This window comes from Campylobacter sp. P0109 (assembly GCF_002138755.1).
GTDB lineage: Bacteria > Campylobacterota > Campylobacteria > Campylobacterales > Campylobacteraceae > Campylobacter > Campylobacter devanensis.
The window spans coordinates 1-15,070 of record NZ_MJKK01000010.1; the positions used below are offsets into that span (position 1 = coordinate 1).

Genomic DNA, 15,070 nt, shown 5'->3' on the forward strand with positions numbered 1-15,070 from the left:
ACATACTAGCCCAAAGTGGAAGCTACGCTATGAGTCAGGCAAATGCTGTACAACAAAATATATTAAGACTACTACAGTAGCTTAAATTTAAATCTTTAATAGCTTAAATTTACTCGCAATGCTTAGCCATTGCGAGGGTTTATTATCTAGGTATAATAATTTTTTAAATAGTATTTCTTAGAGTTTATCCATATAAGAATTATCATAAATCCCTTTTAGTCTAGCTGTAATACTATCACGCCACTCATCTCGTATATGTACTCGTTCTAGCTTTTGTAGTAGATTTATATTATCTTTTGGGGCAAAAAATAGCATATTTAACTCCATGACACTTAGTTGATTTGTATCTTTATGAACTACTTTTACGCTATCGCCTGGACATACCGTTCCTGGTTCTAAAACTTGATAATACCATCCACTTAGCCCATTTTCAAATATAAATTTAGTCATTCCTCTAGCTATAATTTTACTTAGTTTTACGCAAGGTTTTCTAGGTTCGCTCACCTGTAAAAGTGCATTACCGATTTGGTGAATATCGCCTATACACACACTTTTCTCATCTAATATAGTGATGCTTAGATTCTCTCCCATCTGTCCAAATTTAAGCTCTCTACTAGCAAACTTATTAAAAGCTGCATAATTACTTACTGCATTAGCAAAGACAGCTTTAAATTCACCGCCATGATGGATTATATCGCTTAGCATATCGCCTACTATACCTGTAAAATCAATCTCAATGCTACTTACTGAGTGCTTATCCATAGCACTACGAAAATCACCATAATCCCTGATAATACCAATATTTACAGATTCTACCACTGCCACAATATGCTCCTTTGGCTTAAAGTTGTGATTATTAAATTTGCGCTTTGTTTGGCGATGTTATTTATAAATTTTTGTACCATTGGAGCTTCATACCATATAGGAGTAGCTACGCCGCTTAGTATCTCTAGCTCTTTTTTAGCGCTATTTATACTCATTATACCATCTATTAGTCCTAAATTTAGTGCTTGCTGAGCCAAAAAAACTCTAGCATTTGCCCATTGTTTGCTTGAGTTTAAATCCAGCCCACGGGCATTTGCCACATCACTGGTAAATAATTCGTAGCTCTTATCTACTAAGCCTTGTAAGGCTGCTCTCTCATCGCTATTCCAGCTGCGTGTGAATGTGCCAGCCTCTTTAAATTCTCCAGCCTTTACTACTTGAGTTGAGATTCCAATTTTTTTGGCTAGTTCTTCGGTATTTGGAGTCTGCATTATCACGCCTATTGAGCCAATAAAACTAGCACGATTAGCATAAATTTTATCTGCTCCAATACCAGCATAGTAGCTTCCACTAGCCATCGTTCCACTAGCATAGGCAATAACTGGTTTTAGTGTGGATAGCTCTTTTATAGCATCACTTATAGCTACACTTGCACTCATCTCTCCACCTGGGCTATCAATATTTATTAACACACCTTTTATATTTGGATCTTTGGCTAAGTCTATTTGAGTTAAAAGCTCTCTTTCATCCATAATAGCCCCTTCAAGGCTAATTTCTATTAAATTTGCACTATTTTTTTCGCCGCTACTAGCTATAATAAATAGAACAATTAGTACAAAAATCATACTTTTAAAATACTCATTAATAAATTTAAATATACCTTTAATAAAGGCAAATATACTTTTTAATAGTTGCATTTTTCTCCTTTTATGTATAGCGCTTTAGCGCTTTTAGTATGTAGTATAAGCTCGATACAAAGCTGACTTATATCGCTTAATTCAAACCCATTAAAAACTGCGATATCAGCGATATTTCCAGTTTTTAACTCACCTAGGTTTAAGCCCAAAGCTTTAGCCGGATTGGTAGTAACTGATTTTAGTGCAAATGTGGCAAATTTGCTAAGTTCTATATCACTATGAGCCATTAGGCCAGCACGCAGCTCATCCCAGATATTTAAGCTTATATTTGAGCTTAAACCATCTGTGGCAAAGGCTATGTTTATGTTATTGTTTAAGGCATTTTGTAGATTAAATTTTGAACTTAATAGACGGTTTGAGACTGGGCAGCTTATGATTGAATGGAGATTTTTATCCATTAAATTTATATAATTATCGGCAAAAATAGAGTGAATAAATAGAGTTTGAATATCAGCAAAAAGCTCTATAAAAGATTTTGGCGTATAAAATGGCGTAGCATTTTTATCAAAACCTTTAAAAAATTCACCAAATTCACCGCTGCTATTCTCAAGCCAAATTTTTTCATGTATGCTCTCCATAAAATGCGTAGCAACTATCATGCCATTATCTTTAGCCAATTTTAATGCTTTTTTGCTTAATTCTATATGGGTAGAATAAGGTGAATGTACGCTAATAGCTGGTATAAATAGATCGCTTTTTAGCTCATTTGCAACATTAAAACGTTTTAAAAATCCATTCCATTGTTGTTCTATTAAAGCAGGATTTGATCCTAAAATTTCACTAAAATATACTGTCCTAATAGGTGAATTAGCGCAGTGTAGCGCATCAATACCATAGCTAGAAATCTCTCCAATTGTACTAACACCTGCATCTAGCTGTGTTGCAATAGCGCTTTTTATAGCACTATTTTTATCATTATTTGTTAGGGTGTTACTATTAGCGATAATGCTCTTTAACCAGCGTAAAAAATCACCATATTCAAGTGTAGTTTTATTAGCACTAAACTCAAGATGAATATGTGAGTTTATAAGAGCAGGCATAGCAATATCATCGCTAAAATCTAAAATCTCAGCATCACTAAATCTAGCTATTAACTCATCAAATTTGCCAATTTTATGTATGGTTTTATCAAAGGCAATTGCCCCATTTTGAACCACATCAAAGCTCTCATTACATAAAATTATAAATTTAGCTTTTAATATTTTCATATTTTTTCCTTAAAAAGCGTACATTATAGCCAAAATTTAGCCAATATTTTGTAAAATAATTGCTATGTAATTTTTTATTGGAGAAAAATATGAAAATTATGGTAATCCAAGGGCCAAATATTAATATGCTTGGAAAGCGTGAGCGCAAAATTTATGGTGTTATGACGATGGAAAATATTCATGAGCAGATGAAAGCTGTAGCTGATCAAGCTGGAGTTGGGATTGAGTTTTTTCAAAGTAATTTTGAGGGTGAAATCGTAGATAAAATTCAAGAATGCTTAGGCGAATTTGATGGAATTATAATAAATCCAGCGGCCTACACTCACACTTCAATTGCTATTAGGGATGCTATTGCTTCAGTTGGTTTGCCTGTACTTGAGGTACATATTAGCAATATTTATCAAAGAGAAGAGTTCCGCCATAAAAGCTTAATAGCGCCAGTATGTTCAGGACATATCGCTGGATTTGGGCCAATTGGTTATCATCTAGCTATGATTGGAATGCTTCAAATTTTTGAACAAATTAAGCGAATGGATGCAGCATCAAATGATGCATAATTATATCTTAAAAAACGAAAACGCAGTATATTTTGAGTGCGGCTATAGTTGCGATAATGAAATTTTTATCAAATTTGGTCAGAGGGGGTTTTTTATTACCGATTCTCGCTATGCTATCGAGGCTAGGGCTGTAGCGCAAAATTGCGAAGTGATCGAATCAAAGGATGTAATAAAAGATGCAAGGCTGCTTTTGCGCCGCTTTGGCATTAAGGAGTTAATGTTTAATCCAAGTGATTTTAGCTATTTTGAATTTAGCCAGTTAAGTCGTGATTTGCATATAAATTTCAAGGCAAAGAATGAATTCTCAAAGTTAAAACGACAGATAAAACGTAGTGATGAGATTGAGATTTTACGCTATGCAGCGCAGCTTGGAGCTAGTAAATTTGATGAGCTTGCTGGAGTGATAATGGCTGGAATGAGCGAGAAGTTAATTAACTTTAATGCTGGAAATATCTTAAGAGATGGTGGAAATTTAGGTCTTAGCTTTGATCCAATTACTGCAATAAATGCAAATGCAGCCAAAGCACATGCTCTTCCACTAGATGAGTGTATAAAAGATAGCGATCTGCTTTTAGTAGATGCTGGGGTAAAATATCATCGGTATTGCTCAGATCGTACTAGAACAGTTGAATTTAGAGATGGTTTTAGCTTTAGTAAGGAGCAAAAATTTACAAATTCAAAGCAAAATGAGATATATCAGATAGTCAAAGAGGCGCAAAATTTAGCTATAAAAGCGGTAAAACCAGGTGTTAGAGCGTGTGATATTGATGCAGCAGCTAGGGAATTTATTGCAAAAAGCGGTTATGGTGATAAGTTTTTTCACTCAACAGGGCATGGCGTGGGTCTTGATATTCATGAATTTCCAATAATTAGCCCACGAAATAGCTCTCCAGTAGAGGTTGGAATGGTTTTTAGTATAGAGCCTGGGATCTACTTAGAAAATGAGTTTGGTATACGAATTGAAGATGTCGTAGTTGTTACAAATGATGGGTGCGAAGTTCTTTAATGAAAACAATTAAAATCGATGGAGCTAAAATGTTGTTAAAAAGCGCTTATTTCCCACGCAAATTTAACAATTATACCCCACATAAATATACCGCAATTATTGGTCTAGGCGGAAATATCGGTAATACCTCTATGATTTTTGATAGATTTTTAAATTTAATTTTAAAAGATAGGAGATTTGCCATTGTGCAAAGCTCACCAATGCTGGTAAATAAAGCCTTTGGTTATGCTAGCAGAGATTATATAAATGCTGTTATAATCCTTAAAACTTCCTTATATGCTAGGGAAGTTTTAAGGATTATGCAGAGATTTGAGAGGCGATTTAAACGCAAACGGGAGTTTAAAAACTCACCTAGAACACTAGATTTGGATATACTATACTTTAGTGCTAAAAGCTATAATAATGAAGAATTAATCCTACCTCACCCAGGAGCTAATAGTCGCCCAAGTGTATTTATCCCATTAGGTCTTATGAAAGGAATATGATGGCAACAGTTTTAAAGACTTTTACAGGAGAGAGTGCGATTGAAGCACTTAAGAAAGCTAAAGAGGAGTGTGGTGAGAGTGCTATGCTTGTAACAACTAAGCAAATTCAGCCAAAAACGCTAAATAAAAAGCCTCTTTATGAGATTTTAGTTAGCGTTGAAGAGGATACTCCTCAGCCAAGCCAAGCACAGAAAAAACAGGCTCAAATCAATCAAATTCAAAAACAAATTGAGGCTTATACTCTTGGTTCAACCCAAAGCCCACGCCCAGCATCAAGATTTGAACAAGGCGGACTAGATACTATAGAAGAAAAACCAAGAGATAATAATGATATATTATTAAATATATCTCAAGTTGCTAAAGAGATTGGAAAAGTAGCAGGGGTAAGCAACGAATTAAGCGAGTATAAAAGCCCAGAATATGACAAAAAGATTGATGAAGTAGCCAAAGAGGTAAGTAAGCTAAATCAAAAAATCTCTATGATTGCTGATATGATATGGGATGATAAGGCTGAAAATCGTGATGATATAATTATTCCGCCTGAATTTTCTACAATATACAAGCTAGCCAAACAAAGTGGAATGAAGTACGAGCATCTAAAGGGTATAATGCAAGCTACAATCGAAAATATGCCATCATCGATGAAAAGCAATCCAACAACTGTAAAGAGATATTTCTACTCACTTTTGCGTAATATGTTGCCATGTAGAAGTGAAAGCTTTGACCCTAAAAAGAAAAGAATTATGATGTTAGTAGGTCCAACTGGCGTAGGTAAGACAACAACTCTCTCAAAACTTGCGTATAAATTTGCTCATGGCGGTAGTATTAGATATAAGACAGGGATTATCACGCTTGATACTTATAGGCTTGGTGCGGTTGAACAGCTATTTCAATATGCTAAGATTATGAATATCCCAATTCTTGATGCGATTGAGCCTGAGGATTTTCGCTCAGCGCTTAAGAGTTTATCAAACTGCGATGTAATTTTAATTGATACTATGGGAAGTAGTCAGTATGATAGAGAAAAATTAACTCGTCTTAATACATTTTTAAAAGAGTGCGGTAATCAAGTTGATGTAAATTTAGTCGTTTCAGCCGGTTCAAAAATTGATGATTTGCTAGAGATTTATAATAATTTTTCAACTTTAGAAATCGATACTCTTATAATTACAAAATTTGATGAGACAAAGATATTTGGTAATATATTTTCACTTATATATGAAACTGGTACACCGGTGAGCTTCTTCTCAACAGGTCAAAATGTCCCAGATGATATTATGGAAGCTAAGAGCGACTTTTTGGTTAGTTGCGTTTTAGATGGATTTAAAGGAGAGGATGATGGATCAAGCAGATAAATTAAGAGAGTTAATGATAGCTCAAAAGATTAAAAAATCTACTCATTTCATCGCAGTTACTAGTGGAAAAGGTGGCGTAGGTAAATCCACAGTTAGTGCAAATTTAGCTAATCTTTTAGCAACAAATGGTTATAAAGTAGTATTATTTGATGCTGATATTGGTCTTGCGAATTTAGATGTTTTACTAAATGTGAAAATTACCAAAAATATGCTAGATGTTTTAAAAGGCGAGTGTCCGCTTGAAGATATTTTAATTAAAGTTAAACCAAATTTGACATTAATTCCTGGTGAGAGCGGTGATGAGATTTTTAAATTTAATGATCAGTTTTTATACGAAAAGTTCTTAAATCAAGCCTCAATTTTAAAAGATGTGGATTTTGTTATCATTGATACTGGTGCTGGGATTGGATCTAGTACGCAAGTATTTTTAGAAGCGTGTGATGAGATTATCGTTGTAACCGTGCCTGATCCTGCAGCTATCACCGATGCATATGCGACTATTAAGGTGATTTCAAAGATGAAAAGCGATGTCTTTATGCTAATTAATCAGACTAAAAACGCAGATGAAGCTCAAAAGATTTTTCAAACTATAAAAACTGTTGCTGATAAAAATATTTCGCATAGGCTAAATTTAAATCTTTTAGGCTGGATTCCAAGTGATAAGGTTGTATCTAGAAGCATTAAGATACGGACACTTTTTAGCAGCGAAGCTCCGCATTCATTAGCTACTTATCAGCTTAAGCAAGCAGCAAATAATCTCCTTGAGAAATTGGAACGGAAAGTGCTTGATACCAGTGAAGATAGAAGCTTTGCTGGCTTTTTTAAGCGTTTAGTGGAGCAGTTTTAAAAAGGATTACCGTGAGACCAGATAATTATATAGCATTTTTTACAGTGTGTGGATTTTTTGTTGGATTGATGTTTGTCGTCGTAAAAGTCGAGGAGCCTGTAGAGTTTGTTATATATACTTTGCTGATCACATTTTTCTTTTATATTGTTATTCATATTGTGGTGATGAATTATATAGATACTAAAAGGATTGGTTTAAAAATATTTAATAAAGAGCATCATGAAGAGGTTAACGACTATTTGCTTACAGAGCTTGCTGTTAGGGAGCGTAGGTTAGAGACACTCATTCGTCATCTAGACCAAAAGCTCAAAAGATCAGGTAAAAAGCATGAATCCAATAAAGAAAAAGCAGCTTGAAGCCTATAAAACACAGATAAAAAAAGAGCAAGATGAGCTAGTAATCGCATATATGCCAGCTCTTAGAGCTATGGCGTGTAGACTCAAATCTCGTTTGCCAAGCTCGATTGAAGTAAGTGATTTAATAAGTATTGGTACAGAGGCTATGGTACGTCTTAGCCATAGTTATGATAAAAATCAAAATGATAATTTTTGGGGTTATGCAAAGCATAGAGTTCAAGGCTCAATGCTTGATTACCTAAGAAGTTTAGATACGCTAAGCAGACAGAATCGTAAACTGGTTAAAGATATAGATCGATTAGTAGATGAGTACTATAGCAAACATCAATATGAGCCAAGTAATGAGTATTTAGCTAGTGCGTTAAATGAAGATGTAAGCAAGATTAAAGAGGTTAGAAGCTTAAGCGATCTAACATCTGTTCTTAGATTAGAAGATCAGTTTAATATATTAAGCGATTATGATACCGAGGCACAGATAGAAAAAGAGGAGCTAATCGAGCATATAAAGCTGATTTTGAGTGAATTTAGTCAAAGGGACCAGTTGGTGATTCAGCTTTATTATTATGAAGAGTTAAATTTAAGTGAAATAAGCGAAATTTTAAATATCACAGAATCAAGAATTAGTCAAATTCATAAAAGATTGATAATAAAAATTCGAGAAAGGCTAGGCTTTTAATGGCAGATATTCTAAGTCAAGAAGAGATAGATGCACTCTTGCAAGTTGTAGATGATGATGGCGATAGTCAAAGTAGCAATTCATCTGAGCGTAATTTGGAAGAGCCAAAACAGGTTGTAATCTACGACTTTAAACGTCCAAATAGGGTTAGTAAGGAGCAGCTAAGGGCTGTCAAAGGTATTCACGATAAGCTTGCAAGAAACCTTGCGTCTCAAATTTCAAGCATTATGCGTAGTATTGTTGAGATTAGGCTACACTCAGTTGATCAGATGACTTATGGCGAGTTTTTAATGAGTTTGCCAAGCCCAACAAGCTTTAATGTATTTTCTATTAAACCGCTAGATGGCAACTGCGTTTTAGAGGTTAATCCTAGTATCGCATTTCCTATGATTGATAGGTTGCTTGGTGGTAATGGTGATGGATTTGAGAGTAACAATAGGGAGCTAACTGATATTGAGGTTAATCTTTTGGATGCTATTTTGCGTATTATTATGCAGCGTTTAAAAGAGTCTTGGGCAATGATTACAGATATGTATCCAAATGTAGAAGCTAAAGAGTCTAGTCCAAATGTTGTCCAAATCGTTAGCCAAAATGAGATTGTTATTATGGTTGTTATGGAGATTATTATTGGAAACTCTAGCGGTATGATAAGCTTATGTTATCCAGTTATATATCTAGAGCCAATACTTAGCCGTTTGGCTAATCGTGATATTATGCTAGGTGAAACTAGTGCTAAAAAGAGCCGAAATAAAGAGTTAAAAACACTTATTGGCCGTGCTGAGGTATTATATGAGGCGATTTTAGGAAAGACCGTAATTAGCGTAAATGAATTTTTAAATTTAGAAGTTGGTGATATCTTGCGACTTGATCGTAATGCTGATGATAAAGCAATTGTCTGTATAGATAAAAAAGAGGTATTCTTAGCTCAAATTGGTATTCACCGCTTTAGCAAATCTATCAAGCTAGAACAGTTAATCAAAACTGATCGTGATGAGATAAAGGCTATCCTAGAACAATATGAAGAGGAGAGAAAAGCCAAACTAATGTCATATAAAGAGCCAGAACCAGAAGAAGAAACTAAAGAAGAGGATGAATATGATGACTAGATTTTTTGAAATATTTACAAATGAGTTAAGTGCAACTATAGAAGGGTTAACCGGAGTTACACCGGTAATATCTGAAGGAGCAGAGTATGATGCTCCAACTCAAAATGGTATCAAAACTCCAGCCGTAATCGCTAGTGTAACACTAAATGGCGATATAATGGGTAAGATAAATTTAGTAGCTACACCAGTTTTATTAACTGCAATAAATGATCTAATGCTAGGCGATGAAAAACCAAGTGGTAGTACGATAATTGGCGATGATGAGCTAGATGCTAGCAAGGAGATATTTTCTAATTTATTAAGCGCTATGACTACAAGTCTTGGAGCAGCCAAAGATATGCCAAAGATTACATTTACAATCAATGCTGTAAAGTATATCGATGAAAATCAAATTTTAGATTTTAGCTCATTTGAGAAGTTATTTTTATACCCTGTTGAGCTAATGGATTTAAATGAAATGATAGGTATTTGTATTGATTATTCGTTTTATAAATACTTTAATAAAACTATAGGCTCTAAAAGTGAAAAACATGATATTGGTGATGAGATTAAAAATATCGGATTAATTTTAGATGTGCGTTTGCCAATCCGTGTAAGAATCGGCTCAAAAAAGATGCTACTAAAAGATGTATTATCAATGGATATTGGTTCAGTCATAGAGCTAAATCAGCTAGCTAATGACCCGCTAGAAGTATTAATAGGAGATAAGCCAATTGCGCTTGGTGAGGTTGTTATCGTTGATGGAAACTTTGGCGTACAAATTACTGAAATTGGCACTAAAAAAGAGCGTCTAGAACGGCTAAAATAGATTAAATTTGATTGCTGCGTATATTTAGCGTGGCAATCTTTTGGGATTTAAAATAATTCACCTACTATTTAAAATAATTTTAATCTAAAGATTTTTAATCAAAATATCTAAAATTTATAATTTAAATTTAGTAAATCAAAGCAAATTAATAAGACTATTTTAAAGATTTTATAATCAAGGAGAGGATAACCTCTCCTAAGAGATTTTAGAATTTCTTTTTATTTACATCATCAAGGATGTTAGCTGAAATTTGATTTACTCTAGCGGTGATAGTATTTGTATCATTTGCTACAGTAACATTGTCTTGAGTAACGCTTTCTAATTGAGCGATAGCTTCATTGATTTGAGCGATACCTTGAGTTTGTTCTTTTATAGATTCACTCATTTCAGTTACACCTTGAACTAATACATTTACATTTACTTCGATTTCGCTTAGAGATTTACCAGTTCTTTCAGCTAGTTTTCTTACTTCATCAGCAACAACAGCAAAGCCTCTACCATGCTCACCAGCACGAGCTGCTTCGATAGCTGCGTTTAGGGCTAGTAGATTTGTTTGGTCTGCTATATCTTTTATTACGCCTACTATGTTTTTGATATCTTCTGCTTGTCTGGCTACTTCAGTTGTTCTATCATTTACGCTACTCATAGAGCTTGATATCTCCTCTATAGCCGCAGCTGATTGTTCTAGTGAATTTGCTTGAGCGTTTGAGCCATCAAACAACTTTTGCATTGACTCTTTTAGATTATCAGTTTGTTTGGCTAGATCTTGAGCATAGCTAGCAGATGAGTTTAGCATTTTTCTAATCTCTTCACCTAAAATATTTGTAGTAGTCTCTACATCACCTTTAGCACTCATGATTTGAGTAGTAAAATTTAGATTTTTATATGATTCAAATACTCTATGAATCTCATTCATATTACTACCGATTTTAGCCTCTAGTACATTTAGCATATTATTTAGTACATTTTTAAGCTCGATTAGCTGAGGGTTATTTGGATTTTGGTTGATTCTTGCTGTTAGGTCGCCATTTTCTACAGATTTAGCTGTATTAGCTGCCTCGCTAATAGCCTCAGCATCTCTTTGTAAACCTTGTTGAGTTTTTAAGATATTAGAGTTTATTGCTGATGCCATTGCGCCAATCTCATCATTTGATGTAGGTGGTATAGTATTTGGTGCGCGCTTTTCTTCGTGGTTGATATATTTAAAGAATGCTAAAAGCAGTCCAGATAGACGGCTAAGTCTAGCAGTAACTAATCTATTAGTAATCATATAAACACAAACAAGAAGTATAATAAGCACTACAACTGACACCCCAATAATCTCATATACTAAGATACGCATCGGTTTTTGAATCTCATCAAGCGGAGCATTGATAAGCATATACCAAGTTCCAAGCTCGCCAATAGAAAATGGAGTGATAATTGCCTTGGTTGCTTCACCACGGATAGTGTAGTATTCATCGATAATAGTTACGCGTTTATTTTGAATCGCCTCTAAGGCTAATTTGGTTGTAGGGTTGGTATTAAACTCGCCTAGTTTTTTACCCCAATACTGCGGATTGTGATGAGTAGCTAGTCTAGATTCTGCACTTAAAATGTAGCGTACATCGCCTTCAAATAGACTAAATTCTTTATTATCTAGATATGTAGTCATATATTTTAGATTATACATATATCCTACTACACCTATTAATTTACCATTATTTATTAGTGGATAGGCTATATCAGTTGCAAATACATCATTTCCATTTATATTGTAGTGTTTAGGCTCGCCAATTACAGGCTTTTTAGTTGTTATAACATCTTTAATAGATGTATCAGCTAGGAATGCTTCAGTAGTTTTATATACCTCTATTCCGTTTTTAAAATTGCGATTTGTATCTGCTAAAAATAGTGCAAAGTGATTATCTTTAGTTATATAATCGCTATTTTTAAAGCTATCATTTGGATCTAATAGATAGATGTATGCATACTCAGCATAGTTAGATGAGTCAAATGAAGTGCTTAAATCATCTATAGTATCTTGCATGTTAGCATGACGAGAGCCAAGGTCAAGGCCAATAATATTAGCAGTAGATTTAGTGAGTGAATCCATCTCTCTAAAAATAGTTAGAACATGCTCAGCATATCGGTGACTAGCTTGAGTTAGAGTGATGTCAGACTCGTGCTTAATCACCTTTGATGCATTATTGCCAATTAGTATAGTAAGGGCAGTTAAGCCAACAAAAACTACAGCGCCAACAATTAGTGATATTTTGGCACCAACTTTAAGATTTGAGAACATGATAAACCCCCATTATGTTATATGTATTCCAATCGATATTATAACCTAAATTTGTGATTTTGTAGGGGGGGGGTAGAGTAAAAATTTACAAATTTACTAGTTTTTATTTTAGTTTGATTAAGTTTAATGATATTAAATTTATTAGTATCATTTTTTAATTATAATAAAGCAATAATAGAGCAAATATATAAACTTTCTTTATTATATATTTTTTTTAAGTATCTTTTATTTTTAGGCAAAATTTATAAATTTCAACTCTAAATTGCTATGATATAAAATAGATATGTTACCTATGTTTATAAAACTGATATCCAGCAAATAGCATCAAAATAATAACAGGCAAAATAATACCAATCTCAGCAGCAATAGCACCATTAATACTAAGACGAATAAGTAAAAATAAAACACCCCAAATACAAAGCGAGATAAAAATCGCCCCAAAACTAGCAATAGCTAAGCTAGCAAAACGCCCAGTAACAGGCATATAATAGTATAAAATTAGCACCATAAATGGAGCAAAAAGTGGGAAAAATATCATTGAATATAGTACAGATTTTATCTTAGCAATGTTTATATTTTCATTTTTAAGTGTATTTATGGAGTCAATAGCATCTATGATGGAGTAGAGATTGTCTTTATTTTCGATATTTTCTATTATGCGTGGGCGGAAGCTATTTGTGATTACTATCTCATCAGCATAGCTACGCTCTAACCCTGTAGCACCTAGGCTTAAATTTTGCGGTATTTGAGTTATGTTGTTATCTTTAAGTATCCAGGTGTTGCCATTGTAGCTAGCCTCTTTAGCAGTTATTTGAGATATAATTTGCGAACCATTCATATCAAAAATTCTGACATTTTGAGCAAGCTGCTTATTGCCAAGGAGTTTTTCGATATATGTAAATTTATTTTCAAAGCGCAAAAATATCCATTTGGTTGAGCGATCAAAGCTTTGAAAATCTTCTAAGGATTCTTGTCTTTCTTTGGCGTAGGCAAACTGTGTGCAGCAAAGCCCGATGTATCCAAAGCTAATAAGTAAAGTGATGGTAAAAATAGGCGTTATAAGGCGGTTTTTACTAATTCCTAAAGCGTAAAAGCTGACTAATTCATTGGAGCGAGTTAGGTTAATCATAGTTGCTATTAGGGCTAAGACTATTGAGATTGGCAATACATAATTGATTGAAATTAATGCAGTTAGACTAACATAAATTAGTTGTAAATTTGCACTACTTGGGAGATTTTTAAGATTTGTAAGGGTATCAATAACTACATAAAATCCAATCAATGAGATAAATATAATAAAAAAATATTTTACATAAATAAATGCACTATACCTAGCAAAAAGCTTCATCAACAATCCAAATTTAGTATTATAATGATTTAACAATGGGTTGAATTCTATCTAAATATACCTAAATATTTTCAAAATTTAGCAAAAATTTGGATAAAATTACGCTTTTAAAAGAGAAATTTATGATTAGATTGATTTTATTTGGCGTTTTTATGCTTTGTTGCGTGGTAATTTTATGTAGTATAAATCAGCGTGATTTGATAAATTTAATGGGCGAATTTAGCAAATTTGATTGGGTGATTTATATCGGATTTTGGGTAATTTTGCCTATATTTTTATTTCCGGCTGGGATTTTGGCTATTGGCGGTGGGGCGATTTTGGGCTTTTGGGAGGCTTTAATCTGTGCGATGATAGGAGTTGCGATAAACTCAGCTATAATGTATTTTATCGCAAGATATTTTAGTGGGGCTTTTGATACTGCTAAATTTGAGAGAGTTAAAAATAAATTTTGTAAGGATGAGTTTAGTCTAATAATTTTGCTCAGATTAATACCAATTGTCCCTTATAATGTCGTGAATTACATGGCTGGGGCGTTGAGGTTTGATTTTATTAAATTTATCATTGCTGGGGTGCTTGGCAAGTTTATTAGTGCGGTGCTATTTATAAATTTAGGTAGCAATATAGCAAATTATAAAAGCTATGAATTTTGGCTAGCCTTAGCCCTTGTGGTTGTGATGGGTTTGGTGGCGTTTTGGGTTAGAAAAATTCTAAATAGGAGGGTTGGATGAAGATTGTTTTAGCTACAAATAATATGGATAAAGTAAGGGAGATTAAGGCTTATTATAATCAATTTGAAGTTTTGGCTTTGGGTGATATATGTAAGCCATTTGAGATCCAAGAGTATGGCAAGAGCTTTTATGAAAATGCGATGATAAAAGCAGATGCTGTGTATAAAAAGATTAAAGAGCTTGGAATTGAAAATGAGTGTATAGCTCTAAGCGATGATAGTGGGATAAGCGTTGAAGCGCTTGGTTTTGCTCCTGGGATCTACTCAGCTAGATATAGTGGTGAAGGGGCGAGTGATGCGAGCAATAGAGCAAAATTGATTAGTGAGTTAAAAAGATTAGGCTTAAGCCACTCTAAGGCATTTTATACCGCTTGTATCGGCATCGGCTCTAAATATGGCAGATATGGCGTCCATGGATTTATGCATGGAGAAGTCATCGATAGAGAGCTTGGTGATAATGGCTTTGGGTATGATTTTATGTTTATTCCTGATGGATTTGATAAGACTATAGGGCAGATTGATGAGAGTATCAAGCTTCAAATTTCGCACCGATCTAAGGGGCTAGAACTAGCTAAGCCTATACTTAAAATGTTGAGTAGATATTATTGAGTTTAAATATAACCAT

At 33.9% G+C, this 15,070-nt stretch carries 16 protein-coding genes and 1 pseudogene; 12 read left to right on the forward strand and 5 right to left on the reverse strand.

Features of this window, described 5'->3' with window-relative positions; translation table 11 throughout:
- Positions 1–80 (forward strand): flagellin (locus CIGNP109_RS08695; RefSeq protein WP_236847574.1); only part of this gene is annotated, 80 nt, incomplete at its 5' end.
- A gap of 97 nt (positions 81–177) precedes the next feature.
- Here CIGNP109_RS08695 and CIGNP109_RS07775 read toward each other — a convergent pair.
- The 3 genes from CIGNP109_RS07775 to mqnF are packed head-to-tail and all read right to left on the reverse strand — an operon-like array spanning position 178 to position 2,890.
- A complete protein-coding gene (locus CIGNP109_RS07775; protein WP_236845149.1) occupies positions 178–825 on the reverse strand; it encodes an MOSC domain-containing protein in 648 nt (215 codons plus the stop codon).
- Positions 813–1,682 carry a signal peptide peptidase SppA gene (gene sppA, locus CIGNP109_RS07780; protein ID WP_086228842.1) on the reverse strand — a complete coding sequence of 290 codons (870 nt, stop codon included), beginning with the start codon at positions 1,680–1,682 and terminating at the stop codon, positions 813–815. Before sppA ends, CIGNP109_RS07775 begins: the two co-directional genes overlap by 13 nt.
- Positions 1,670–2,890 (reverse strand): aminofutalosine deaminase family hydrolase, encoded by a 1,221-nt coding sequence (mqnF, locus tag CIGNP109_RS07785; protein WP_086228843.1) that lies wholly within the window; start codon positions 2,888–2,890, stop codon positions 1,670–1,672. Before mqnF ends, sppA begins: the two co-directional genes overlap by 13 nt.
- Before the next feature lie 89 nt (positions 2,891–2,979).
- Between mqnF and aroQ the strand changes: the two genes are divergently transcribed.
- Genes aroQ through fliY form a run of 9 tightly spaced genes read left to right on the forward strand, consistent with a single transcriptional unit; the run spans position 2,980 to position 10,086 of the window.
- Positions 2,980–3,447, forward strand: a complete 468-nt coding sequence (aroQ, locus tag CIGNP109_RS07790) for a type II 3-dehydroquinate dehydratase (protein ID WP_086225630.1) — start codon at positions 2,980–2,982, stop codon at positions 3,445–3,447.
- Positions 3,440–4,453 carry a M24 family metallopeptidase gene (locus CIGNP109_RS07795; protein WP_086228858.1) on the forward strand — a complete coding sequence of 338 codons (1,014 nt, stop codon included), beginning with the start codon at positions 3,440–3,442 and terminating at the stop codon, positions 4,451–4,453. Before aroQ ends, CIGNP109_RS07795 begins: the two co-directional genes overlap by 8 nt.
- The gene (gene folK, locus CIGNP109_RS07800) at positions 4,453–4,938 is read left to right on the forward strand and encodes a 2-amino-4-hydroxy-6-hydroxymethyldihydropteridine diphosphokinase (RefSeq protein ID WP_086228844.1); all 486 of its coding nucleotides are present in this window, start codon (positions 4,453–4,455) and stop codon (positions 4,936–4,938) included. The genes CIGNP109_RS07795 and folK overlap by 1 nt, the downstream gene beginning before the upstream one ends.
- Complete coding sequence (gene flhF, locus CIGNP109_RS07805) at positions 4,938–6,293, forward strand: flagellar biosynthesis protein FlhF (RefSeq protein WP_086225633.1); 1,356 nt, start codon at positions 4,938–4,940, stop codon at positions 6,291–6,293. Before folK ends, flhF begins: the two co-directional genes overlap by 1 nt.
- A complete protein-coding gene (locus tag CIGNP109_RS07810; protein WP_309543863.1) occupies positions 6,277–7,140 on the forward strand; it encodes a MinD/ParA family protein in 864 nt (287 codons plus the stop codon). The genes flhF and CIGNP109_RS07810 overlap by 17 nt, the downstream gene beginning before the upstream one ends.
- A gap of 11 nt (positions 7,141–7,151) precedes the next feature.
- Complete coding sequence (locus CIGNP109_RS07815) at positions 7,152–7,496, forward strand: hypothetical protein (RefSeq protein WP_086225636.1); 345 nt, start codon at positions 7,152–7,154, stop codon at positions 7,494–7,496.
- Positions 7,468–8,172 (forward strand): RNA polymerase sigma factor FliA, encoded by a 705-nt coding sequence (locus CIGNP109_RS07820; protein WP_086228845.1) that lies wholly within the window; start codon positions 7,468–7,470, stop codon positions 8,170–8,172. The genes CIGNP109_RS07815 and CIGNP109_RS07820 overlap by 29 nt, the downstream gene beginning before the upstream one ends.
- Positions 8,172–9,278 carry a flagellar motor switch protein FliM gene (gene fliM / locus CIGNP109_RS07825; protein ID WP_086225640.1) on the forward strand — a complete coding sequence of 369 codons (1,107 nt, stop codon included), beginning with the start codon at positions 8,172–8,174 and terminating at the stop codon, positions 9,276–9,278. The genes CIGNP109_RS07820 and fliM overlap by 1 nt, the downstream gene beginning before the upstream one ends.
- Positions 9,268–10,086 (forward strand): flagellar motor switch protein FliY, encoded by an 819-nt coding sequence (gene fliY, locus CIGNP109_RS07830; RefSeq protein ID WP_179187017.1) that lies wholly within the window; start codon positions 9,268–9,270, stop codon positions 10,084–10,086. The genes fliM and fliY overlap by 11 nt, the downstream gene beginning before the upstream one ends.
- A 205-nt stretch (positions 10,087–10,291) precedes the next feature.
- Here the strand turns inward: fliY and CIGNP109_RS08880 are convergent.
- Positions 10,292–10,672, reverse strand: a pseudogene (locus CIGNP109_RS08880) (methyl-accepting chemotaxis protein); the annotation flags it as partial.
- Between the two features lie 1,984 nt (positions 10,673–12,656).
- On the reverse strand, positions 12,657–13,718 hold the full coding sequence (locus CIGNP109_RS07840; RefSeq protein ID WP_086227362.1) for an LptF/LptG family permease: 1,062 nt from the start codon (positions 13,716–13,718) through the stop codon (positions 12,657–12,659).
- Between the two features lie 89 nt (positions 13,719–13,807).
- Between CIGNP109_RS07840 and CIGNP109_RS07845 the strand changes: the two genes are divergently transcribed.
- Together CIGNP109_RS07845 and CIGNP109_RS07850 are read left to right on the forward strand one after the other, a co-directional pair.
- Positions 13,808–14,446 (forward strand): TVP38/TMEM64 family protein, encoded by a 639-nt coding sequence (locus CIGNP109_RS07845; RefSeq protein WP_141081055.1) that lies wholly within the window; start codon positions 13,808–13,810, stop codon positions 14,444–14,446.
- Positions 14,443–15,054 carry a non-canonical purine NTP pyrophosphatase gene (locus CIGNP109_RS07850; protein WP_086228848.1) on the forward strand — a complete coding sequence of 204 codons (612 nt, stop codon included), beginning with the start codon at positions 14,443–14,445 and terminating at the stop codon, positions 15,052–15,054. The genes CIGNP109_RS07845 and CIGNP109_RS07850 overlap by 4 nt, the downstream gene beginning before the upstream one ends.
- Positions 15,055–15,070: the final 16 nt, after the last annotated feature.